This window comes from Microbacterium terricola, from assembly GCF_027943945.1.
In the GTDB taxonomy this organism is placed as follows: Bacteria; Actinomycetota; Actinomycetes; order Actinomycetales; family Microbacteriaceae; genus Microbacterium; species Microbacterium terricola.
Map to the genome: position 1 here is coordinate 1,191,891 of NZ_AP027141.1, position 22,521 is coordinate 1,214,411.

A 22,521-nucleotide genomic window follows, 5' to 3' on the forward strand; every position below is an offset into this window, starting at 1 on the left:
CGGCCCCCGTGTCGGAGGCCCCGCCTACACTTGACTGGTGCCCATCGTCCCTGTCTCCCTGCCCGGCCACACCAGCGGAAAACTGAGTGTCCGGGGCGCCCGCGTCCACAATCTCAAGAACGTCGACCTCGACATTCCGCGTGATTCGCTGGTCGTCTTCACAGGGATGTCAGGGTCGGGAAAGTCGAGCCTCGCGTTCGACACGATCTTCGCCGAGGGGCAGCGGCGCTACGTCGAATCCCTCAGCTCGTACGCCCGGCAGTTCCTCGGTCAGGTCGACCGGCCCGACGTCGATTTCATCGAGGGGCTCAGCCCCGCCGTGTCGATCGACCAGAAGTCGACCAACCGCAACCCGCGCTCGACGGTCGGCACGATCACCGAGATCCACGACTACATGCGCCTGCTCTGGGCACGCATCGGAGTGCCGCACTGCCCCGAGTGCGGCGAGGTCATCCAGCGCCAGACGGTCCAGCAGATCGCCGACCAGCTGATGGAACTGCCCGAGCGCACGAGGTACCAGATCGTGGCGCCGGTGGTCACGCAGAAGAAGGGCGAGTTCGTCGACCTCTTCAAGGAGCTCAGTGCCAAGGGCTATGCGCGCGCGGTCGTCGACGGCGACCTCATCCAGCTCGCCGAGCCGCCCGTCCTGAAGAAGAGCTACAAGCACGACATCGCCGTGGTGATCGACCGGCTCGTGGCGAGCCCCGACATCCTCAGCAGGGTCACCGACTCGGTCGAGACGGCCCTGGGTCTCGCCGGCGGCATCATGCAGGTCAACTTCGTCGACGAGGAGGGGGATGCGGCGTGGCAGAGCTTCAGCGAGAAGCTCGCGTGTCCGAACGGCCACCCGCTGCAGCTGACGGAGATCGAGCCGCGCACGTTCTCGTTCAACGCGCCGTTCGGCGCCTGCCCCGCCTGCTCCGGCCTCGGCACCCGCATGTCCGTCGACGTCGACCTCATGCTCGGCGATGACGAGCTCAGCATCCGGGAAGGCGTGCTGATCCCCTGGACCACGCAGGGCAAGGGGCTCTTCCAGTACTACGAGCGCCTGCTCGAGGGCCTCGCACGCGACCTGAACTTCTCGCTCGACACTCCGTGGAACGAGCTGCGGGTCGATGTGCAGGAGGCGGTGCTCCGGGGCGAGGACTACAAGGTCACCGTCAAGTGGAAGAACCGGTACGGCCGCGAGATGCGGTACGCCTCCGGATTCGAGGGCGTCGTGCCCTACATCGAGCGCCAGTACCAGCAGGCCGAGTCCGACAATCAGCGCCAGCGCTGGAGCGAGTACCTGCGTGAGGTGCCGTGCCCCGTCTGCGACGGTGCGCGCCTCAAGCCCGAGGTGCTCGCCGTGCAGGTGCACGGGCACTCCATCGCCGACGCGTCGCGCCTCAGCCTCGGCGATGCGCACGCCTACTTCGCGAACCTGGAGCTCACCGACCGGGAGGCGAAGATCGCCGCGCAGGTGCTGCGCGAGATCCGCGCGCGTCTCGACTTCCTCATCCAGGTCGGGCTGAACTATCTCAGCCTGAGCCGGTCTGCCGGATCGCTCTCGGGCGGCGAGGCCCAGCGCATCCGGCTCGCCACCCAGATCGGGTCCGGGCTCACCGGTGTGCTGTACGTGCTCGATGAGCCCTCGATCGGGCTCCACCAGCGCGACAACCGACGACTGATCCAGACCCTGGTGACCCTGCGCGACCTCGGCAACACCCTCATCGTGGTCGAGCACGACGAGGAGACCATCCACGCCGCGGACTGGATCGTCGACATCGGCCCGCGCGCGGGCGTCGAAGGCGGCGCCGTGGTGCACTCCGGTCCGCTCAGCTCCCTCCTGTCCGAGGCGGAGTCGGTCACCGGCGACTACCTCGCGGGCCGCCGCTCCATCCCGGTCCCGCACACGCGCCGCCCGATCGACAAGAAGCGCCAGGTCACCGTCGTCGGCGCCCGCGAGAACAACCTGAAGAACGTCACCGTGGACTTCCCGCTCGGGGTGCTCACGGCCGTCACCGGCGTCAGCGGATCGGGCAAGTCCTCGCTCGTGAACGGCATCCTGTACGAGGTGCTGGCCAGCCGGCTCAACGGCGCGCGCCGTGTCGCGGGCAAGCACACCCGCGTCACGGGCCTCGACAACCTCGACAAGGTGGTGCACGTCGACCAGGCCCCGATCGGTCGCACCCCGCGCTCGAACCCCGCGACCTACACGGGGGTGTTCGACCGCGTGCGGACGCTGTTCAGCGAGACGCCCGAGGCGAAGGCACGCGGCTACCAGCCGGGTCGGTTCAGCTTCAACGTCAAGGGCGGCCGCTGCGAGGCGTGCTCGGGCGACGGCACGATCAAGATCGAGATGAACTTCCTCCCCGACGTCTACGTCGACTGCGAGGTCTGCCACGGCAAGCGCTACAACCGCGACACCCTCGCGGTGCACTACAAGGGCAAGAACATCGCCGAAGTGCTCGAGATGCCGATCGCGGAAGCCGCCGAGTTCTTCGAGCCGATCCAGGCGATCCACCGCTACCTCAAGACGCTCGTCGACGTCGGACTCGGCTACGTGCGCCTCGGCCAGTCGGCGACGACCCTCTCCGGCGGCGAAGCGCAGCGTGTGAAGCTCGCGACCGAGCTCCAGCGGCGCAGCAACGGGCGCAGCGTCTACGTGCTCGACGAGCCGACCACCGGTCTGCACTTCGAAGACGTCGCGCGCCTGCTCGAGGTGCTCGGGGGTCTGGTCGACAAGGGCAACACGGTGATCGTCATCGAGCACAACCTCGACGTCATCAAGTCCGCGGACTGGATCATCGACCTGGGCCCCGAGGGCGGGTCCGGCGGCGGCGAGGTCCTCGCGGTGGGCACGCCCGAGCGGGTGGCACGCGTCGCGGAGAGCCACACCGGGCAGTTCCTGGCGGAGGTGCTCGCGCCCCGGCAGGAACTGGCCCGCAAGGCCGGCTGACCGATCGGCATGGCCGCATCACTTCCGTACCGCCCGAAGGCGGGCGAGATCCCCACGAACCCCGGCGTGTACCGCTTCCGCGATGCCCAGGGGCGCGTGCTGTACGTCGGCAAGGCCAAGAACCTCCGCGCGCGGCTCAGCAACTACTTCGCGCCCCTGCACACGCTGCACGAGCGCACCCGGCGCATGGTCACGACCGCGGCGTCGGTCGAGTGGACGGTCGTCGCCACCGACGTCGATTCGCTGCAGCTCGAGTACATGTGGATCAAGGAGTTCGATCCGCCGTTCAACGTCCGCTACAAGGACGACAAGTCGTACCCCTACATGGCGATCACGCTCGCCGACGAGGCGCCGCGGGTGATCGTCACGCGCAACCGCAAGATCAGGGGCGCGAAGTACTTCGGGCCCTACCCGAAGGTGTGGGCGGTCCACGACACGATCGACCTGATGATCAAGGTGTTCCCGATCCGCACCTGCTCCGACTCCTCGTACAAGAAGGCGATGGCGACAGGGCGGCCGTGCTTCCCCGGCCAGATCGGCCGGTGCGGCGGGCCCTGCTCGATGAAGGTCACCATCGAGGAGCACCGCGCGATCGTCGACGACTTCATCGCGTTCATGTCCGGGGGCGACCAGCGGTTCGCGCGGGCGCTGATGGCGCGCATGCGCGAGGCCTCGGCGGCGATGGACTACGAAGCGGCGGCCGGCTACCGCGACAAGCTGCAGTCGATCGACTCGGTCCTCAGCCGCAGCGCCCTCGTGCTCGCCGCCGACACCGACGCCGACCTGTTCGGCATCGCCGAGGACGAGCTCGCGGCGACCGTGCAGCACTTCGTCATCCGCGGCGGCCGGGTGCGCGGTGTGCGGGCGACCACGATCGAGAAGGAGCTCGACATCTCGGGCGCCGATCTCGTCGACCAGGTCCTCCAGCGCAGCTACGGCGACGCCACGGCATCCGACATCCCGAAGCAGGTGCTCGTGCCGGTGCTTCCCGACGACGCTGCCGAGCTGGAGCAGTGGCTCCGCGAGCGCCGAGGCAAGAACGTCAGCCTGCAGGTCGCGCAGCGCGGGCGCAAGGCCGAGCTGATGAAGACGGCGACTCTCAACGCCCAGCAGGCGCTGATGCTGCACAAGACCCGGCGCACGAGCGACTACGTCGCCCGCAGCCAGGCGCTCACCGATCTGCAGGAGGCGCTCGGGCTCGAGGAGGCGCCGCTGCGCATCGAGTGCTTCGACGTCTCGCATCTGTCCGGCACCAATGTGGTCGCCTCGATGGTCGTGTTCGAAGACGGACTGCCGCGCAAGGACCAGTACCGGTCGTTCGGGGTCGCCGAGACCACGGACGACACCGACTCGCTCTACCAGGTGCTGACCAGGCGGCTCGCGCACATCGATCGCGCCGAGGAGGCGGACGAGCCGGCGCCCGACGTGACGGCCGACGGCGAAGTGGTGACCGAGCGCAAGCGCCCGCGTTTCGCCTACCGGCCGCAGCTTCTCGTCGTCGACGGCGGCCAGCCGCAGGTGGCCGCCGCCGCGCGCGCCCTCGCTGACGCCGGTCACTCCGAGATCGCCCTGTGCGGCATCGCCAAGCGGCTCGAGGAGGTGTGGCTGCCGGGGGAGGAGTACCCCGTCATCCTGCCGCGGACGTCTGAGGCCCTGTACCTCATGCAGCGGCTGCGCGACGAGGCGCACCGCTTCGCGATCACGCACCAGCGCCGTCGCCGGCGCCGCGACATCCAGAGCGTTCTGGCCGAGGTGCCCGGCCTCGGGGACGCGCGCATCAAGGCCCTCCTGCGCCACTTCGGCTCCGTCGCCGCGCTCAAGCAGGCCGCGCCGGACGAGATCACGCAGCTCTCGGGCATCGGCCCGAAGCTCGCCGATGCGATCCATGCGCATCTGCAGGCCGGGTAGGCTGGGCGCGAAAAGGGAGCGCGATGGCCGAGGGTGAGACCGGGGAGGTCCTGATCGTCACCGGCATGTCCGGGGCAGGACGATCGACCGCCGCAGACGCGCTCGAAGACCTCGACTGGTACGTCGTCGACAACCTGCCGCCGCAGATGCTGCGGCCCCTCATCGACCTGACCGAGCTCGCCAGCGGCGCGCTCCCGCGGGTGGCCGTGGTCGTCGACGTCCGTGGCCGCGACCTGTTCGCGGATCTGCCCGAGGCGATGCGGGTGCTCCGGGAGGGCCGCCAGATCCGGGTCGTCTTCCTCGACGCCGCCGACGATGTGCTGGTGCGCCGCTTCGAGGCGGTGCGGCGCCCGCATCCGCTCCAGTACGACGGCACGATCCTCGACGGGATCCGCCGCGAGCGCGATCGGCTGGAGGCCGTGCGCGAGAACGCCGACGTCATCATCGACACGTCGAATTACAACATCCACCAGCTCGCGACGCAGATCGTCGAGCTGTTCGCGGCGCAGGGGAGTGCGCGGCACACCCTCACCGTGATGAGCTTCGGCTTCAAGTACGGGCTGCCGCCGGACGCCGACCTGGTCGCCGACATGCGGTTCCTGCCCAACCCGTTCTGGGACGAGAGCCTGCGCGGCCTCACCGGAGAGGACGCCGCCGTCGCCGACTACGTGTTCGCGCAGGAGGGCGCTCAGGAGTTCCTGGACGCCTACGCCGCCGCGCTGGCCCCGGTCATCGCGGGCTATCAGCGCGAGAACAAGCGGCACTCCGTCGTCGCCGTCGGCTGCACCGGCGGCAAGCACCGCTCCGTCGCGGTCGCGAAGGCGCTCGCTGCGCGGCTCGCGGCGAATCCCGGCGTCGCGGTGCGCGTGAAGCATCGCGACCTCGGGCGGGAGTAGCCCGCGAGGGTTAGGCTTGTCGTTCATCCCCACACTCCCCGAACGCGAGGATCTCCGTGTCGCTGACCGCTGACGTGAAGGCAGAGCTTGCCGCCGCCCGCGACCCCCGTCCCTCCGCGCGTGTCGCCGAGCTGACCGCCCTGCTGCGGTTCTCCGGCGGCCTTCATTCCATCGCCGGCCGCGTCGCCGTCGAGGCCGAGCTGGAGAGCGACATGCTCGCCCGCCGGGTGGCCCGCGATCTCATGGAGATCTACGGCGTCCGCCCCGAGCTGGTGCACGTGCAGGGCTCCGGCGGCCGCGCGGGCAGCCACTACGCCGTGCGCGTGATCGACGGCGGCGAGACCCTCGCGCGTCAGACCGGTCTCCTCGATCAACGCCGCCGCCCCGTGCGCGGCCTGCCGAACAAGCTGACGACCGGAGCGCGCCCCGACCTCGCCGCGATCTGGCGTGGCGCCTTCCTGGCGGCGGGCAGCCTCAGCGACCCCGGCCGGTCGGCGGCGCTCGAGATCACGTGCCCGTCCGGGGAGGCCGCCATGGCGCTCGTCGGCGCGGCGCACCGCCTCGGCATCTCGGCCAAGGCCCGCGAGGTCCGCGGCGTGCCGCGCGTGGTCGTCCGCGAAGGCGAGGCCATCCGCACCGCCCTCGCGCAGATGGGCGCCGAGAAGGCGGCCGCCGAGTGGGACCAGCTGCGCCAGCGGCGCGAGGTGCGCGCAGGCGTCAACCGGCTCGTCAACTTCGACGACGCGAACCTGCGGCGTTCCGCCCAGGCCGCGGTCGCCGCATGCGCACGCGTCGAGCGCGCGCTCGAGATCCTCGGCGACGAGGTGCCGGAGCACCTCCGCGAGGCGGGCGACCTGCGACTGGCGCACCGCGACGCGAGCCTCGACGAGCTCGGCCACCACGCCGACCCTCCGCTGACGAAGGATGCTGTGGCCGGCCGCATCCGTCGCCTGCTGGCCATGGCCGACAAGAAGGCCGAGCAGGACGGCGTCCCCGACACGGAATCGGCCGTCCCGGCCGGCCTCGAGGACTGATCCGCCCGCTCTCTTCTCGGCGTTCGTCACAGGGGGAATCAACCCCCTGTCGCCGCGGTTCCCGCTCAGTAGGATGAGGACGTCACCCTCGCTGCGCCGGGGAACCTCGGCGCCGCGCCGACAGGAAAGAAGAGAACATGGCGAAGTATTCCCTCCCCGAACTCCCCTATGACTACGCGGCGCTCGAGCCGAGCATCAGCGCCACGATCATGGAGCTGCATCACTCGAAGCACCACCAGGCGTACGTCACGGGCGCGAACACCGCGCTCGACCAGCTCGCCGAAGCACGCGACAAGGGCGACTTCGCGAACGTCAACAAGCTCGAGAAGGACCTCGCGTTCAACCTCGGCGGCCACACCAACCACTCCATCTTCTGGACGAACCTCTCGCCGAACGGCGGCGACAAGCCCACCGGCGACCTCGCCAGCGCGGTGGACGACCACTTCGGCTCGTTCGACAAGTTCCAGGCCCACTTCACCGCCGCAGCGCTCGGCGTGCAGGGCTCGGGCTGGGCGGGTCTGTTCTGGGACTCGATCGGCGAGAACCTGATCATCCAGCAGTTCTTCGACCAGCAGTCGCAGTTCGCGGCCGGCAGCGTTCCGCTGCTGCTCCTCGACGTCTGGGAGCACGCGTACTACCTCGACTACAAGAACGTCCGCGCCGACTACGTCAAGGCGTTCTGGAACATCGCGAACTGGGAGAACGTTCAGCAGCGCTTCACGACGGCCCGTGAGAAGACCGGGGGCCTGCTGGTACTGTCATAGCAAGTGGGCCTCCCGGTGGGATGGCCCGCCGGGACGCCGTTGTCCTACGTCTGAAACCGCGCACTCGCGCACGACACATTCAGGAGAATTTCCGTGACTGTCAAGATCGGAATCAACGGCTTCGGCCGTATCGGACGCAACTACCTCCGCGCGGCTCTCGCGCAGGGCGCAGACCTCGAAATCGTGGCGGTGAACGACCTCACCGACAACAAGACGCTGGCACACCTGCTCAAGTACGACTCGGTCGGCGGCAACCTCAGCGAGTCGGTCTCGTACGACGGCGACTCGATCACCGTCGGCGGCAAGGCCATCAAGGTCTTCGAAGAGCGCGACCCGGCCAACCTGCCCTGGGGCGACCTGGGCGTCGACATCGTGATCGAGTCGACCGGCCGCTTCACCAAGGCGGAAGACGCCAAGAAGCACATCGCCGGCGGCGCCAAGAAGGTCCTCATCTCGGCACCGGCCACCGGTGACGACGTCACCATCGTGATGGGCGTCAACGAGGGCGAGTACGACCCCGAGAACCACGTCATCATCTCGAACGCGTCCTGCACCACCAACTGCCTCGCGCCGCTGGCCAAGGTGTTCAACGACGCGTTCGGCATCGAGCGTGGCTTCATGATGACCGCGCACGCCTACACCGCAGACCAGAACCTGCAGGACGGCCCGCACAGCGACCTGCGCCGTGCGCGCGGCGCGGCGATCAACATCGTCCCCGCCTCCACGGGTGCCGCCAAGGCCATCGGGCACGTCCTGCCCGAGCTGAACGGCAAGCTGAGCGGCTCGTCGTACCGCGTGCCCGTCCCGACCGGCTCGATCGTCGACCTGACGATCATCACGCCGACCGAGGGCCTCACGGTCGACCAGGTCAACGCCGCCTACGAGGCAGCCGCGGCCGAGGGCTCGCTGGCTGGGTACCTGGAGTACACCGCCGACCCGATCGTGTCGAGCGACATCCAGCTCAACCCGCACTCGTCGATCTTCGACTCCGAGCTGACCAACGTCAGCGGCAACCTGGTCAAGGTCTCGGCCTGGTACGACAACGAGTGGGGTTACTCCAACCGTCTCGTCGACCTGACCGAGTACGTGGCCGAGCGCCTCTAAGCGATCACCTCATGGCTCTGCGCACCCTCGATTCGCTGGGTTCGCTCGCCGGCAAGCGCGTCATCGTCCGTGTCGACTTCAACGTCCCCCTGAAGGACGGCGTCATCACGGACGATGGCCGCGTGCGGGCAGCGCTCCCCACGATCAACCACCTCATCAACCAGGGCGCACGCGTCATCGCGTGCTCGCACCTGGGACGCCCGGACGGATCACCTGATCCGAAGTACAGCCTCGCCCCCGTCGCCCAGCGACTGAGCGAGCTGCTGGGCAAGCCGGTCGCGTTCGCGCGCGACACCGTCGGCGAATCCGCCCACGAGGCGGTCGCCGCCCTCGAGGACGGCGACGTCGCGGTCATCGAGAACCTGCGGTTCAACGCGGGCGAGACCGCGAAGGACGAGGGGGAGCGCGGCGCGTTCGCCCGCCAGCTCGCGGACCTCGGCGACGTGCTGGTCTCCGACGGCTTCGGCGTCGTGCACCGCAAGCAGGCGAGCGTCTACGACCTCGCCGAGATCCTGCCGTCGGCCGCCGGTTTCCTCATCGAGAAGGAGGTCGACGTGCTCGACCGCCTGACCGAGAACCCGGAGCGCCCCTACACGGTGGTGCTCGGAGGATCGAAGGTGAGCGACAAGCTGGGTGTCATCGAGCACCTGCTGCCGCGCGTGGAGAAGATCTGCGTCGGCGGCGGCATGATGTACACCTTCCTGGCCGCTCAGGGCTCGAAGGTGGGCAAGAGCCTGCTCGAGGAGGATCAGATCGACACGGTCAAGGGCTACCTCGCCCAGGCCGCAGAGCGGGGCGTCGAGTTCGTCCTGCCCGTCGACGCCGTGATGGCAGCATCCTTCTCCGCCGATGCGGCGCACGAGATCGCGGATGCAGACAAGCTCGAGGAGACCCCGTTCGGCGCCGAGGGCCTCGGCCTCGACATCGGGCCGGAGACCTCGACGCAGTTCGCCGACGCGATCCGCGACAGCAAGACGGTGTTCTGGAACGGCCCGATGGGCGTGTTCGAGATGGACGCGTTCGCCTCGGGCACCCAGGCGGTCGCGAAGGCGCTCACCGAGGTCGACGGCCTCAGCGTCGTCGGCGGCGGCGACTCCGCCGCGGCGGTACGCCAGCTCGGGTTCACCGACGACCAGTTCGGTCACATCTCGACGGGCGGAGGCGCCAGCCTCGAGTTCCTCGAGGGCAAGAAGCTACCAGGGCTGGAGGTCCTCGGATGGTCGTAGCGCGCACCCCGTTCATCGCAGGCAACTGGAAGATGAACCTCGACCACCTGCAGGCGGTCGCCTTCGTGCAGAAGCTGCACTGGTCGCTCAAGGACGCCAAGCACGAGGACGGGTCGGTCGAGGTCGGTATCTTCCCGCCGTTCACCGACCTGCGCACCGTGCAGACGCTGCTCGACGCCGACAAGATCCCGTTCGCCCTCGGCGCGCAGGACCTGTCGACGAAGGACTCCGGCGCCTACACGGGTGAGATCTCCGGCGCGTTCCTGGCGAAGCTCGACGCGAAGTACGTCATCATCGGCCACTCCGAGCGCCGCGAGTACCACGGCGAGACCGATGAGGTCATCGCGGCGAAGGTGCAGGCTGCGCTGAAGCACTCGCTCGTGCCGGTGATCTGCGTGGGCGAGACGCTCGAGCAGCGTGAGGAGTCCGGCCCGACCGCGGTCTCGGTCGCCCAGCTGCAGGTCGCCCTCGACGGTGTGCCCGCGGATGCGGACGTCGTCGTCGCCTACGAGCCGGTCTGGGCGATCGGCACCGGCCAGGTCGCTTCGCCGGAGCAGGCGCAGGAGGTCTGCGCCGCCCTGCGTGCCGTCATCGCCGAGAAGCTCGGGGAGGATGCTGCCGCCCGCACCCGTGTGCTGTACGGCGGGTCCGTGAAGGCCGCCAACATCGCCAGCTTCATGCGCGAGCCCGATGTCGACGGCGCGCTCGTCGGCGGTGCGAGCCTGGTCGTGGACGAGTTCGCCTCGATCATCCGCTACCAGAAGCACGTCGGCGTCTGACCCGCGGTCGACGCTTTATACTGAGAAGCCGTGCGCCCGCTGAGGCGCGGTGAAAGGCAAAGGTCTGTGCAGATCCTCGAGCTCATCCTGCAGGTGCTGCTGGGCATCACCAGTCTCCTGCTGACCCTCCTGATCCTCCTCCACAAGGGTCGTGGCGGCGGTCTGTCCGACATGTTCGGCGGCGGCATGACGTCCGCACTCGGCTCGTCCGGGCTGGCCGAGCGCAACCTCAACCGATTCACCGTGATCCTCGCGCTGGTGTGGTTCGTCTCGATCGTCGCGCTGGGTCTCATCACGAAGTTCCAGGGGATGGTCTGATGGCTACCGGAGGCAACGCGATCCGTGGCACCCGCGTCGGCGCGGGTCCGATGGGCGAGCAGGACCACGGCTTCCACGCGGAGCGCGTGGCGGTGTCGTACTGGGACGCCCTCGGCAACGAGACCGTCCGCTACTTCGCCGCGGGCATCCCCGACGAGGAGATCCCGGAGGTCATCGACTCGCCGCACTCGGGCCTTCCGGCCGGGCGCGACAAGGAGAACCCTCCGGCGCTCGCGAAGACCGAGCCCTACAAGACGCACCTCGCCTATGTGAAGGAGCGTCGCACCGAGGAAGAGGCGGAGACGCTCCTCGACGACGCGCTCCAGCAGCTGCGGGAGCGTCGCGGTCAGTAGTCCTGGTCGATGAGCTCGGCCGGCACCTGCTCGGCCGCGGCAGCATCGACGAAGAAGACCGTGCTGCGGGTGCCTTTGGCGCCCGCAGCAGGCACGGTCGGATAGGCGGCTCCGGCGAGGGCGAGGCCCAGCGCTGACGCCTTGTCGTGGCCGGACAGCACGAGCCACACCCGCTTCGACGAGTTGATCACCGGCCGGGTCAGGCTGACGCGCTCCGCCGGCGGCACGGGCGAATCACGCACCGCTATGGCCACGGCGTCGGTCACCGTGATCTCCGGGCGATCGGGGAACAGCGACGCGATGTGCCCGTCGGGCCCGACGCCCAGGAAGCACACGTCGAAACGGGGCCAGTCCTGTTCGGCCGTGGCGAAGCGGGCGAGCTCCTGCGCGTACGCGTCGGCGACGGCATCCAGTTCGAGGCCGGAGTCGGATGCCGCCATCGCGTGGATGTTCTGCTCGGGCACGTCGATCTCGTCGAGGAGCGCTTCGCGCGCCTGCCGCTCGTTGCGGTGGGGGGAGTCGGACGGGACGTAGTTCTCGTCGCCCCACCAGAAGTGCACCAGGGACCAGTCGACATCCGTTCGGCCGGGGTCGGCGGCGGCGCTGCGCAGTACGGCGAGGCCCATCACGCCGCCGGTCAGCACGATGTGAGCGACCTTGCCTGATTGGGTCCGCCGGGCGATCCGATGCAGCAGGCGCCGGGCGACGGAATCCGTCAGCGTGGTGGAGTCAGAGCTGATCACCACACGCTTCTCGGCTCCGAACTCAGCCATCGGTCTCCTGCGTCGTCGGTGCTCCCAAGAGCTCCAGGCCCTCGGCGATGACTCGACCATACAGGACGTCGGCGTCGAGGCGACGGAGCTCCTCGGCCAGGCACTCGCGCAGCGTCCGCCGCGGGAATGCCAGGTCGTGGCTGGGCTGCCCAGGCTGCGTCAGCACCGCGACACCCGATTCCGGACGCTCGAGCAGCGTGGGCCCGGCGGGGCGATCGAGCCGCACCGATTTGATCCCGTGCGACCACTCGTCGGTCGGCAGGTAGCGGTACGTCACCGGCACGTCGAGCTTCAGGCGCAGCCACGCCGCGAGCAGGCTCGTCGACGGCGAGTCCGCCGCACCGAGCACCTCGGCGCCGAGGACGGGCTCGTACGGGGGCTGATCCAGCACGGCGGCGAGCTGCTCGCGCCAGCGGGTGATGCGGGTCCATGCGAAATCGGTGTCGCCCGGGGCGTAGTGCCCCGCGAGGGAGGTGACCCATGCCGCGGGGTCCGCCTGCTCGGACGCGTCGGTGATGCGACGCTGCGCGATCCGGCCGAGCGGCGTCTTCGACGGCATGTCCGGCGTCTCACCGGGCCACCAGGCGACGACCGGTGCGTCGGGCAGCAGCAGGCCGGTCACCAGGCTCTCGGTGTTCGAGCCGGCGGCGCCGTGGGCGCGCAGCACGATGACCTCGCTCGCCCCGGCGTCGCCGCCGATGCGGATCTGCGCGTCCACGCGGGGCTCGCCGGTCTCGTCGCCGATCATCAGCACGATCACCCGCATCGGGTGCTCGCGCGACGCGGCGTTCGCGGCCTCGATGACCTCTTCCTCCGCGCCGTGGCGCGTCGCGATGATGAGGGTGAGCACGCGGCCGAGCGCGACGGCGCCGCCCTCTTCGCGCACGTTGACGAGCGCACGGGAGATCTTGCTGACGGTGGTGTCAGGCAGCTCGATGATCACGGTCGCCTCCAGACCCGGCCCTCGCGGGCCAGCATCTCATCTGCTGAGGGGGGACCCCACGAGCCGGGGGAGTACTGCTCGAGCGGACCGCCCTGCGCCTCCCAGAACTGCTCGATCGGGTCGAGGATCTTCCACGACAGCTCGACCTCCTCGTGGCGCGGGAACAGCGGCGGGTCGCCGAGGAGCACGTCGAGGATGAGACGCTCGTAGGCCTCGGGGCTCTGCTCGGTGAACGCGTGCCCGTAGCCGAAGTCCATGGTGACGTCGCGCACCTGGCTGCCCGCGCCAGGCACCTTGGAGCCGAAGCGGATCGTGACGCCCTCATCGGGCTGCACGCGGATGACGAGCGCGTTCTGGCCCTGTCCGGCGGAGTCTGCGCGCGGGAAGAGCACCTCGGGCGCCTTCTTGAAGACGACCGCGATCTCGGTGACGCGGCGGCCCAGGCGCTTGCCCGATCGGAGGTAGAACGGCACCCCGGCCCATCGTCGGGTGTTGACCTCGAGGGTGATCGCGGCGAAGGTCTCGGTGGTCGAGGCGGGGTCCATCCCCTCTTCGTCGAGGAACCCCACGACATTCTCACCGCCCTGCCAGCCGCCGGCGTACTGGCCGCGTGCCGTGGACCGCGCCAGGTCGTCGGGCAGCGTGACCGCGGCGAGGACCTTCTCCTTCTCCGCGCGCAGGTGCTTGGCGTCGAAGCTGATGGGCTCCTCCATCGCGGTCAGCGCCATCAGCTGCAGCAGGTGGTTCTGGATCACGTCGCGGGCGGCGCCGATGCCGTCGTAGTACCCGGCCCGACCGCCGACCCCGATGTCCTCGGCCATCGTGATCTGCACGTGGTCGACGTAGTTGCGGTTCCAGATCGGCTCGTACAGCTCGTTCGCGAAGCGCAGCGCGAGGATGTTCTGCACCGTCTCCTTGCCGAGGTAGTGGTCGATCCGGAAGATCGAGTCGGTCGGGAACGCGCTGCGCAGCGCGTCGTTCAGCGCGCGCGCCGACGCGAGGTCGTGGCCGAACGGCTTCTCGATGACGACGCGGCGCCACCGCTCGTACGGGTCGGCGGTGTCGTCGACGAGGCCCGAGCGCTTGAGCTGATCGGCCACCACAGGGAAGTCCTTGGGCGGGATCGACAGGTAGAACGCGTGGTTGCCCATCGTGCCGCGTTCGACGTCGAGCTTCTCGATCGTCTCGCGCAGCCGCCGGAACGCGTCGTCGTCGCCGAACTCGCCGGAGACGAAGCGGATCCCCTGGAGAAGCTGCTGCCAGGTGTCCTCGCGGTACTCGGTGCGGGCATTGGCCTTCACCGCTTCGTGGACGACCTCGGCGAAGTCCTGGTCCTCCCAGTCGCGCCGGGCGAACCCGACCAGCGCGAACCCGGGCGGCAGCAGGCCTCGGTTGGCGAGGTCGTACACGGCGGGCATGAGCTTCTTGCGGGAGAGGTCGCCCGTCACGCCGAAGATCACCAGCGCGCTCGGGCCGGCGATGCGGTTGAGGCGGTGATCTTCGGCGTCGCGCAGCGGGTTGTGCCCGCGCGAGATCTCGACAGGGCTGAATCCAGGGGTCTCCACAGTCATGGGCGCGTCTGCTCCTACTGGGCGGCTTCGAAGAGCGAGAGCACCTCGGCCTGGGGGTCGGTGAGGGTGAGGGTGACGACCGGTCGACCGTGGCCGTCGGCGAGCACGCTCGCGTCTCCCGCGGCCTGCGCCTGGATCAGCTGGCCGAACGTGAACGGTCGGCCGGGGATCTCGAGGTCGACCTCCGTGCTCTCCAGGATCTGGACGAACACGCCGTTGGCCGGACCGCCCTTGTGGTACTGCCCGGTGGAGTGCAGGAAGCGCGGCCCCCACCCGAACGTCGTCGGACGACCGGAGTCGGCGGCGACGAGCTCGCGGAGCCCCTCCAGCTGGGACAGCTGCAGACGGTTGACGTAGGCCTGGATCGACACATAGCCGTCGTCCGGCAGCTGCGCCCACAGGGCGTCGAGGACGCCCGCCACGGTGCCGCTGGCGGCGAGGGCCGGGTCGGAGACCCTGACCTCGACGCCGTCGACGACGAACGCGGGTGCCGTCGGCTCGGGGCGCGCATCGAGCAGACCGCGGGTGGCCACCTTGGCGGACTCGACATCGGGCTGGTCGAACGGGTTGATGCCCAGCATCCGTCCGGCGATCGCGGTCGCGTACTCCCAGACGACCAGCTGCGCGCCGAGCGTGCCGCTCACGAGGATCTCGCCCTCGTGGCGCTCGAAGAAGTGGAACTCGTCCGCCTCGTCGACCAGCCGGACGATCTGCAGATCGGCGGGAGCGAACTCGACCTCGGGCGAGACGGGCAGGAGGACGACGGGCAGGATGCCGGTGCCGGCCTTGCCGGTCGACTCCGCGACGAGCTGCTCGATCCAATCGGGCAGCCCGACGATGTGGGTGCCGTCGGTGATGAGGCCCAGCTTGTCCTTGCGCGGGCTGCCACCCGCGATGGCAGCGGCCAGGACGAGCGCAGGGTTCTCGGGGCTGTCGATCGCGAGCTCGAGCAGCGAGGCGTCGGCCTCGTCGAGCAGCTCGGTCAGGTCGACGCCGGCGAGGCCGGTCGGGACGAGCCCGAACGCGGTCAGCGCCGAATAGCGCCCGCCGACCGCCGGATCCGCGTTGAACACACGGTAGCCGTCGGCGCGTGCGGCCTGATCCATCGGCGAACCGGGGTCGGTCACCACGACGATGCGCGCGAGGGGGTCGATGCCGACGTCGCGGAAAGCCGCCTCGAAGGTGCGCTTCGCGGAGTCGGTCTCGACCGTCGAGCCGGACTTCGACGAGACCACGAGCACCGTCTGCGCGAGCCCGCCGGTCTCGGCGTCGCCGTCGAGCGCAGCCAGGACCTGCCCGGGGGCGGTGGAGTCGAGGATCACCAGCGGAACGCCGGCCGTCTGAGCGATGACCTCAGGGGCGAGCGAGGATCCACCCATGCCCGCGAGCACGACGCGCGTGACGCCGTTCGCCCGCAGCTCGTCGCGCAGCGCCTCGATCTCGGCGACGAGCGGCCGGGAGACGCTGACCGCCTCCACCCAGCCGAGCCGCTGCGCGGCCTCAGCCTCGGCGTCGGGACCCCACAGGCTCGCGTCGCCGGCGGTGATGCCGGAGGCGACGAGGTCGGCGACCAGAGTGGGCAGGACCTCCTCGACCACCGACTTCACGTGGCCGGACAGGTGGATCCGAAAGCTCATCGTGCCGTCTCCGGCGCCTGCGCCAGCGCCTCGGCGACCGTCTTCTGGAGGTCGTGCCACGAGGCGATGAACTTCTCCACGCCCTCGTCCTCCAGCACCTGGGTGACGTCGTCGAAGTCGACGCCGAGCTCGGCAAGGCTGTCGAAGACGTGATGCGCGCCGACGTAGCTGCCTGTCACCGTGTCCCCGGCGATGACGCCGTGGTCGAACGTGGCCTCGAGCGTCTTCTCCGGCATGGTGTTGACCGTGCCGGGTGCGACCAGCTCCGTGACGTAGAGGGTGTCGGGAAGCGACGGGTCCTTCACACCGGTGGAGGCCCACAGCGGACGCTGCACGTGGGCGCCGGCGCCGGTCAGGGCGGTGGCGCGCTCGGAGGCGAACACCTCCTCGAACAGCTCGTAGGCGAGGCGGGCGTTGGCGATGCCCGCGGTGCTCTTGAGCTCCTCGGCGGCGGGGTCGCTGTAGGCGCTGAGGCGCTTGTCGACCTCGGTGTCCACGCGAGAGACGAAGAACGACGCGACCGAGTGGATCTTCGACACGTCGTGGCCGTTGGCCTGAGCCTGCTCGATGCCGGCCAGGTACGCGTCGATGACGTCGGCGTAGCGGTCGAGGCTGAAGATGAGCGTCACGTTCACCGAGATGCCCTCGGCGAGCACCGCGGTGATCGCGGGCAGGCCCGCCTTGGTCGCGGGGATCTTGATGAGCGCGTTCGGCCGGTCGACCTTCGCCCACAGCTCCTTGGCCTGCGCGATCGTCGCGTCGGTGTCGTGTGCGAGGTCGGGGGAGACCTCGATCGATACACGGCCGTCGAGGCCGTCGGTCGCGTCGAACACGGGGCGGAAGATGTCGGCCGCGTCGCGCACGTCATCCGTGGTCAGCTCGAAGATCGTCTCGTCGACGCTCGCGCCGCGGCCGGCGAGGTCCGCGATCTGCGCGCTGTACGAGTCGTCGTTCTTGTTGCCGATCGCGGACTGGAAGATCGTGGGGTTGGTGGTGACGCCCGTGACGTCACGGCTCTCGATCAGGCCGGCGAGGTTGCCGGAGGTGATGCGGGAGCGGGACAGGTCGTCGAGCCAGATGCTGACGCCTGCGGCGGCGAGGTCTGCGGTGGGAGTGGTCATGCGTTGCTCTCCTGGATGGTTGCGCGTGCCGCTTCCACGACCGCGTCGGCGGTGATGCCGAACTTCTCGAACAGGGTCTTGTAGTCGGCGGACGCGCCGAAGTGGTCGATCGCGACCGAGCGGCCCTTGTCGCCGACGATGCCGCGCCAGGTCAGGGGCGAGCCGGCCTCGACGGAGACGCGCGCCGTGACGGCCTTCGGCAGCACCGACTCGCGGTACGCCTCGTCCTGCTCGGCGAACCACTCCAGTGACGGAGCCGACACCACGCGGGCGTTGACGCCCTCGGCGGCGAGGGTCTCGCGGGCGCTGACGGCCAGCTGCACCTCGGAGCCGGTGGCGATGAGGATGACGTCGGGCGTGCCGCCGGGTGCCTCTGCCAGCACGTACGCGCCCTTGACCGCGAGGTCGGCGGAGCCGAACTCGTCGCCGGACGCCTCGCCCGTGCCGCGGGCGAACACGGGGATGTTCTGGCGGGTCAGCGCGAGGCCGGCCGGCCCGGCGTTGCGGCGCAGCAGTTCGAGCCAGACGACCGACGTCTCGTTGGCGTCGGCAGGGCGCACCACGGCGAGGTTGGGGATCGCGCGGAGGGTGGCGAGCTGCTCGACCGGCTGATGGGTCGGGCCGTCCTCGCCGAGGGCGACGGAGTCGTGCGTCCACACGAAGATCGACGGGATGTTCATCAGGGCGGCCAGGCGCACCGACGGGCGCATGTAGTCGCTGAAGATGAGGAAGGTGCCGCCGAAGGCGCGGGTGGGGCCGTGCAGGACGATGCCGTTGACGATGGCGCCCATCGCGTGCTCGCGGATGCCGAAGTGCAGCACGCGGCCGTAGGGGTCGCCGGACCACTCGTGCGTCGACCACTCCGACGGGATGAACGACGCGCCGCTCTTGATCGTCGTCAGGTTCGACTCGGCCAGGTCGGCGGAACCGCCCCAGAGCTCGGGCAGCTGCTCGGCCAGGGCGTTGATGACCGTGCCGGACGCGGCGCGCGTCGAGACGTCCTTGCCCGCTTCGAACACGGGGAGCGCGTCGGCGATGTCGCCGGGCAGCTCGCGGGCCTCGAGGCGGTCCAGGAGCGCCTTGCGGTCGGGGTTGGCCGACGCCCAGGCGTCGAACGACTCCTGCCAGACGGCGCGCGCCTCGGCGGCGCGGTCCTTCAGCGAACGCGTGCGGGCGAGCACGTCGTCGGCGACCACGAAGCTCTGCTCGGGGTCGAAGCCGAGCACCTTCTTCGTCGCGGCGAGCTCGTCCGCGCCCAGCGCCGAGCCGTGGATCTTGCCGCTGTTCTGCTTGCCGGGGGACGGCCAGCCGATGATCGTCTTCAGGACGATGAGCGACGGCTTGTCGGTCACGCCCTGCGCGGCCTCGATGGCGGAGTGCAGCGCGGCGACGTCCTCGACGTACTCTCCGGTCTGCTTCCAGTCGACCGTCTGCACGTGCCAGCCGTACGCTTCGTAGCGCGCGGCCACGTTCTCGGTGAACGCCACGTTCGTGTCGTCCTCGATCGAGATCTGGTTGGAGTCGTAGATCGCGATGAGGTTGCCGAGCTGCTGGTGGCCGGCGAGGCTCGACGCCTCGCTGGTCACGCCCTCCTGCAGGTCGCCGTCGCCGGCGACCACATAGATGAAGTGGTCGAACGGGGACGTGCCGGCGGCAGCATCCGGGTCGAACAGTCCGCGCTCGTAGCGCGCGGCGTACGCGAAGCCGACAGCCGACGACAGGCCCTGGCCGAGCGGGCCCGTGGTGATCTCGACGCCGTCGGTGTGTCCGAACTCAGGGTGGCCGGGGGTCTTCGAGCCCCACGTGCGCAGCGCCTTCAGGTCGTCCAGCTCGAGGCCGAAGCCGCCGAGGTACAGCTGCACATACTGCGTGAGCGACGAGTGCCCCGCCGACAGGATGAACCGGTCGCGGCCGAGCCAGTGCGTGTCCGCCGGGTCGTGGCGCAGCACCCGCTGGTACAGCAGGTAGGCGGCGGGCGCCAGGCTCATCGCGGTGCCGGGGTGGCCGTTGCCGACCTTCTCCACGGCATCCGCTGCCAGCACGCGAGCGGTGTCCACCGCGCGCCGATCGATTTCATCCCAACGCAGATCCGACACCCGGCCGCCTTTCTCAGAGGGAGCGCCATCGCAGGCCGGTCCGCGGCCCTCGTCGAGAGGGGAAGAGGGATCGGCGCAACGGGCGCGCGTGTTGTCTCAGCATAGCGAAGGGGCGGGTCGCCCCGGCCATGCAGCCCGTTCCATGACGCAGTCCTACGCGGCGGCGAGGGGTACGCCGCCGCCGCGGTCCGCGTGGGCGATGCCCTAGAATGATCCAGGATCCGAACAGCGCTCGATGCGGGGGACGATGGACATCTCGACGACGTCGCACACGACTGCGGCGACCGTTCCGCACTCGCTCGGACGCACGATCCGTGCCTACATCACCCTCACGAAGCCTCGGGTGCTCGAGCTGCTGCTGGTCACCACGGTGCCGGTGATGATCCTCGCGCAGAACGGCATGCCGTCGATCTGGCTGGTGCTGGCCACCGTCATCGGCGGGTCGATGAGCGCCGGCTCCGCCGCGGCGTTCAACATGTACCTCGACCGCGACATCGACGCCCACATGCAGCGTACGGTCAACCGGCCGCTGGTCACCGGCGAGGTGTCTCCGCGCGGCGCGCTGATCTTCGCCTGGACGCTGGCCGTGGTCTCCACCGTCTGGCTGCTGGTCACGACGAACTGGCTCGCCGCCACGCTCTCGGCCGCAGCCATCTTCTTCTACGTCGTCATCTACACGATGATCCTCAAGCGCCGCACCGAGCAGAACATCGTGTGGGGCGGCATCGCCGGCTGCTTCCCCGTCGTGATCGGCTGGACCGCCGTGACCGGCTCGCTCGCCTGGCCACCCGTGATCCTCTTCGTGCTCGTGTTCCTCTGGACGCCGCCGCACTACTGGCCGCTGTCGATGAAGTACAAGGACCAGTACGACAACGTCGACGTGCCGATGCTCGGAGCGACCCGCAACGGCTCGCAGGTCGGTCTGCAGGTCATCCTGTACGCGTGGGCGACCGTCGCATGCTCGCTGCTGCTGATCCCGGTCGCGCAGATGGGGCTCGTGTACACGGTCTCGGCGCTCGTGTTCGGCGGATGGTTCATCTACGAGTCGCACCGGCTCTACAACCGCGCGGTGCGCGGCACGGAGCCGCGGCCGATGCGCGTGTTCCACGCCTCCATCACGTACCTGACGCTGATCTTCGTGGCCATCGCGGTCGACCCGCTGCTGCCCTTCTGATCCACGACAACGCCGCGGCGCGGCAATGCCGAAGGGCCCGAGGTCGAGACCCCGGGCCCTTCGGCATTCCGCACTGATCAGCGTGCGGCGGTGAGGTCCTTCTCGTCCGCCTCGACGACCTCGATGTCGTCGAGGGTCCGCTCGTCGCGGTCCTCGGCGACGGCGGGCTCGTCCACCGCGTCCTCGGGGGACTCGACGACCTCCACCGGGAGGGCAGGACGCAGGGTCGACAGCGCGGCGATGGCCAGCGCCAGCAGGATGCCGACGACGCCGGCGCCCACGAGCACCGCGCCGACGACGGCCACCGACTGGCCGACGTAGACCTCGATACCCGTCGCCGTGCCGGCGGTGAGCGCTGCCGACATCACGCCGATCTTGTCGACGAGCATCAGTGCGCCTGCGGCGGCGCTGGCGGCGGAGGCGACGATGAGCCCCCAGAACGGGGTGCTGCGGGCAAGGCTCGGGCGGTGGGACATTCGTGAATCACTCCTCGGGCGCGGCACGGTCGGCCGCGGCATCCCTCACCCTTGCAAGGCTGTTCGTGCGCGACCGATGCGAACCCTATGGATCTGCTGTGCGGCTGTGTCCGTCATCGTGGCCGCGGGCTGTTTCAGATTGAGTGCGAGGACCGTGTAGGCGGCGGCCGAGAGCGAGGCGAGCATCATGTGGATGCCGACGAGGATCTCGGGGAGACCCTCTCGGGCCTGCCAGATGCCGACGCCGATCTGCACCAGGATCGCGACGACCAGCACGAGCGTCCACGCCCGCACAGGGAGCTTCAGCACCCACGCCGAGATCGCGAGGACGGTCACGAGCGCCGCCAGGATGTATCCGGGCCACGAGTGGACGTGAGCGAGGACCGTCGCATCGAAGCCGGTCCGGATGATGTTCTCGTCGCCCGAGTGCGGGCCGGACCCGGTGGTGAGCACGCCGAAGAGGATCGTGGTCGCAAGCGCCACGCCTGTGACATGCGTGAGGACCGCGAACCACGTCGGCACCGCGCGCACGCGCTGACCCTCGCCCGCGTTCATCCGCACGAGGTAGGCGGCGGTGACGCAGACCAGGAGCAGGGAGGCGGTGTAGTGGAACCCCACCACGAAGGCGTTCAGGTCCGAGACCACGGCGATGCCGCCCACGACGGCCTGCGCCATGACCCCGCCGAGCACGATCCATGCCAGGGCGGCGAGATCGCGACGCCGCGTCACGCGGCGGAGGGAGTCGACGCCGGCGACCACGACGGCAAGGAGGAGCGCCCCGGAGAAGAAGCCGAACGCCGGAAGCCCGAAGGGGGCAGCTGCGAAGTACGCCGCCACGCCGAGCGCGATTCCGCCGCCGGCGAACCACAGGGCCCGCGTGACGAGACCGGTGCCGATCGCCCGGAGGGTCAAGAGCAGCACGGCGAGCGCCAGGAGGCCCACGAGACCGGTCATCGTGCGGTTGCCGAACTCGATGAGCCCGTGGATGCCCTGCTCGGGGAGAGGGACGAGCGACTCGGGTGTGCACAGCGGCCACTCCGAGCATCCCAGCCCCGACCACGTGAGGCGCACGGCGCCGCCGGTTCCGATGATCACGACCTCGGCGAGGAACGACAGCCAGGCGAGCACGCGCAGCGGCCGGCCGATCAGGGCCGGGGGCGCAGGAGCAGGCGGCACGGAACTCGCGGACATTCGGGCGATCGCCTCCAGGGGCGGTTCCGTCGGACGGTCGGGCGACACTCTGCGCGCCCTGCCGGGGTGGAACCTGTAGAATCGAGGGGTCGGCTGTGCGCGCTCGAATGCGGCGCACACCACTGACAGTTTAGGCGCGACGAACGGCGCCGATTGAGAGGGCCCGAGAAGCGGCATCCCCCCTCCGGTATCTCCACCGGTGGGTTCGGGTGCTGG

19 protein-coding genes are annotated in these 22,521 nt (G+C 69.7%); 11 read left to right on the forward strand and 8 right to left on the reverse strand.

The window, feature by feature from the left end:
• Positions 1-37 precede the first annotated feature (37 nt).
• From uvrA to Microterr_RS05610, 10 genes are all read left to right on the forward strand, one after another.
• Positions 38-2,941, forward strand: a complete 2,904-nt coding sequence (gene uvrA, locus Microterr_RS05565) for an excinuclease ABC subunit UvrA (RefSeq protein WP_263795680.1) — start codon at positions 38-40, stop codon at positions 2,939-2,941.
• Positions 2,942-2,950: 9 nt separating this feature from the next.
• The gene (gene uvrC / locus Microterr_RS05570) at positions 2,951-4,849 is read left to right on the forward strand and encodes an excinuclease ABC subunit UvrC (RefSeq protein WP_263795679.1); all 1,899 of its coding nucleotides are present in this window, start codon (positions 2,951-2,953) and stop codon (positions 4,847-4,849) included.
• A gap of 23 nt (positions 4,850-4,872) precedes the next feature.
• On the forward strand, positions 4,873-5,745 hold the full coding sequence (rapZ, locus tag Microterr_RS05575) for an RNase adapter RapZ (RefSeq protein WP_263795677.1): 873 nt from the start codon (positions 4,873-4,875) through the stop codon (positions 5,743-5,745).
• A gap of 56 nt (positions 5,746-5,801) precedes the next feature.
• On the forward strand, positions 5,802-6,779 hold the full coding sequence (gene whiA / locus Microterr_RS05580) for a DNA-binding protein WhiA (RefSeq protein WP_263795675.1): 978 nt from the start codon (positions 5,802-5,804) through the stop codon (positions 6,777-6,779).
• 137 nt (positions 6,780-6,916) lie between these two features.
• A complete protein-coding gene (locus Microterr_RS05585) occupies positions 6,917-7,543 on the forward strand; it encodes a superoxide dismutase (protein WP_263795674.1) in 627 nt (208 codons plus the stop codon).
• Between the two features lie 93 nt (positions 7,544-7,636).
• On the forward strand, positions 7,637-8,647 hold the full coding sequence (gap, locus tag Microterr_RS05590) for a type I glyceraldehyde-3-phosphate dehydrogenase (protein ID WP_263795673.1): 1,011 nt from the start codon (positions 7,637-7,639) through the stop codon (positions 8,645-8,647).
• Positions 8,648-8,658: 11 nt separating this feature from the next.
• Positions 8,659-9,873, forward strand: a complete 1,215-nt coding sequence (locus tag Microterr_RS05595) for a phosphoglycerate kinase (RefSeq protein ID WP_263795672.1) — start codon at positions 8,659-8,661, stop codon at positions 9,871-9,873.
• Entirely contained in the window at positions 9,864-10,652 is a 789-nt protein-coding gene (tpiA, locus tag Microterr_RS05600) for a triose-phosphate isomerase (RefSeq protein WP_263795670.1), read from the forward strand. Before Microterr_RS05595 ends, tpiA begins: the two co-directional genes overlap by 10 nt.
• 66 nt (positions 10,653-10,718) lie before the next feature.
• Positions 10,719-10,970 carry a preprotein translocase subunit SecG gene (secG, locus tag Microterr_RS05605; protein ID WP_263795669.1) on the forward strand — a complete coding sequence of 84 codons (252 nt, stop codon included), beginning with the start codon at positions 10,719-10,721 and terminating at the stop codon, positions 10,968-10,970.
• Complete coding sequence (locus Microterr_RS05610) at positions 10,970-11,323, forward strand: RNA polymerase-binding protein RbpA (RefSeq protein WP_263795668.1); 354 nt, start codon at positions 10,970-10,972, stop codon at positions 11,321-11,323. The genes secG and Microterr_RS05610 overlap by 1 nt, the downstream gene beginning before the upstream one ends.
• Here the strand turns inward: Microterr_RS05610 and pgl are convergent.
• Genes pgl through tkt form a run of 6 tightly spaced genes read right to left on the reverse strand, consistent with a single transcriptional unit; the run spans position 11,317 to position 19,464 of the window.
• Positions 11,317-12,096, reverse strand: a complete 780-nt coding sequence (gene pgl / locus Microterr_RS05615; protein WP_263795667.1) for a 6-phosphogluconolactonase — start codon at positions 12,094-12,096, stop codon at positions 11,317-11,319. The two genes, Microterr_RS05610 and pgl, sit on opposite strands and share 7 nt — an antisense overlap.
• A complete protein-coding gene (locus tag Microterr_RS05620; protein WP_263795666.1) occupies positions 12,089-13,039 on the reverse strand; it encodes a glucose-6-phosphate dehydrogenase assembly protein OpcA in 951 nt (316 codons plus the stop codon). Before Microterr_RS05620 ends, pgl begins: the two co-directional genes overlap by 8 nt.
• Positions 13,036-14,610 carry a glucose-6-phosphate dehydrogenase gene (zwf, locus tag Microterr_RS05625; RefSeq protein WP_263795664.1) on the reverse strand — a complete coding sequence of 525 codons (1,575 nt, stop codon included), beginning with the start codon at positions 14,608-14,610 and terminating at the stop codon, positions 13,036-13,038. The genes Microterr_RS05620 and zwf overlap by 4 nt, the downstream gene beginning before the upstream one ends.
• 14 nt (positions 14,611-14,624) lie before the next feature.
• Positions 14,625-16,247, reverse strand: a complete 1,623-nt coding sequence (locus Microterr_RS05630) for a glucose-6-phosphate isomerase (protein WP_263795663.1) — start codon at positions 16,245-16,247, stop codon at positions 14,625-14,627.
• Positions 16,244-17,368, reverse strand: coding sequence for a transaldolase (gene tal, locus Microterr_RS05635; RefSeq protein ID WP_263795662.1), 1,125 nt, complete (start codon positions 17,366-17,368; stop codon positions 16,244-16,246). Before tal ends, Microterr_RS05630 begins: the two co-directional genes overlap by 4 nt.
• Positions 17,365-19,464 carry a transketolase gene (gene tkt, locus Microterr_RS05640; protein ID WP_263795661.1) on the reverse strand — a complete coding sequence of 700 codons (2,100 nt, stop codon included), beginning with the start codon at positions 19,462-19,464 and terminating at the stop codon, positions 17,365-17,367. The genes tal and tkt overlap by 4 nt, the downstream gene beginning before the upstream one ends.
• 247 nt (positions 19,465-19,711) lie before the next feature.
• Between tkt and Microterr_RS05645 the strand changes: the two genes are divergently transcribed.
• On the forward strand, positions 19,712-20,638 hold the full coding sequence (locus Microterr_RS05645) for a heme o synthase (protein ID WP_263795660.1): 927 nt from the start codon (positions 19,712-19,714) through the stop codon (positions 20,636-20,638).
• Between the two features lie 77 nt (positions 20,639-20,715).
• On the opposite strand, the gene Microterr_RS05650 is transcribed toward Microterr_RS05645, so the two are convergent.
• Both Microterr_RS05650 and Microterr_RS05655 read right to left on the reverse strand, forming a co-directional pair.
• Complete coding sequence (locus tag Microterr_RS05650; RefSeq protein WP_263795659.1) at positions 20,716-21,114, reverse strand: dinucleotide-utilizing enzyme; 399 nt, start codon at positions 21,112-21,114, stop codon at positions 20,716-20,718.
• 45 nt (positions 21,115-21,159) lie between these two features.
• Positions 21,160-22,305: a COX15/CtaA family protein gene (locus tag Microterr_RS05655; protein ID WP_263795658.1), complete on the reverse strand. Its 1,146-nt coding sequence runs from the start codon at positions 22,303-22,305 to the stop codon at positions 21,160-21,162.
• Positions 22,306-22,521: the final 216 nt, after the last annotated feature.

What these genes read in the sequence shown, in the direction of transcription:
- zwf (WP_263795664.1), bottom strand. Translation starts at nt 14,610, where the DNA reads ATGACTGTGGAGACCCCTGGATTCAGCCCTGTCGAGATCTCGCGCGGG.
- pgl (WP_263795667.1), bottom strand. Translation starts at nt 12,096, where the DNA reads ATGGCTGAGTTCGGAGCCGAGAAGCGTGTGGTGATCAGCTCTGACTCC.
- Microterr_RS05630 (WP_263795663.1), bottom strand. Translation starts at nt 16,247, where the DNA reads ATGAGCTTTCGGATCCACCTGTCCGGCCACGTGAAGTCGGTGGTCGAG.
- Microterr_RS05595 (WP_263795672.1), top strand. Translation starts at nt 8,659, where the DNA reads ATGGCTCTGCGCACCCTCGATTCGCTGGGTTCGCTCGCCGGCAAGCGC.
- tpiA (WP_263795670.1), top strand. Translation starts at nt 9,864, where the DNA reads ATGGTCGTAGCGCGCACCCCGTTCATCGCAGGCAACTGGAAGATGAAC.
- Microterr_RS05610 (WP_263795668.1), top strand. Translation starts at nt 10,970, where the DNA reads ATGGCTACCGGAGGCAACGCGATCCGTGGCACCCGCGTCGGCGCGGGT.
- Microterr_RS05645 (WP_263795660.1), top strand. Translation starts at nt 19,712, where the DNA reads ATGGACATCTCGACGACGTCGCACACGACTGCGGCGACCGTTCCGCAC.
- Microterr_RS05650 (WP_263795659.1), bottom strand. Translation starts at nt 21,114, where the DNA reads ATGTCCCACCGCCCGAGCCTTGCCCGCAGCACCCCGTTCTGGGGGCTC.
- Microterr_RS05655 (WP_263795658.1), bottom strand. Translation starts at nt 22,305, where the DNA reads ATGTCCGCGAGTTCCGTGCCGCCTGCTCCTGCGCCCCCGGCCCTGATC.
- rapZ (WP_263795677.1), top strand. Translation starts at nt 4,873, where the DNA reads ATGGCCGAGGGTGAGACCGGGGAGGTCCTGATCGTCACCGGCATGTCC.
- Microterr_RS05585 (WP_263795674.1), top strand. Translation starts at nt 6,917, where the DNA reads ATGGCGAAGTATTCCCTCCCCGAACTCCCCTATGACTACGCGGCGCTC.
- uvrC (WP_263795679.1), top strand. Translation starts at nt 2,951, where the DNA reads ATGGCCGCATCACTTCCGTACCGCCCGAAGGCGGGCGAGATCCCCACG.
- tal (WP_263795662.1), bottom strand. Translation starts at nt 17,368, where the DNA reads ATGACCACTCCCACCGCAGACCTCGCCGCCGCAGGCGTCAGCATCTGG.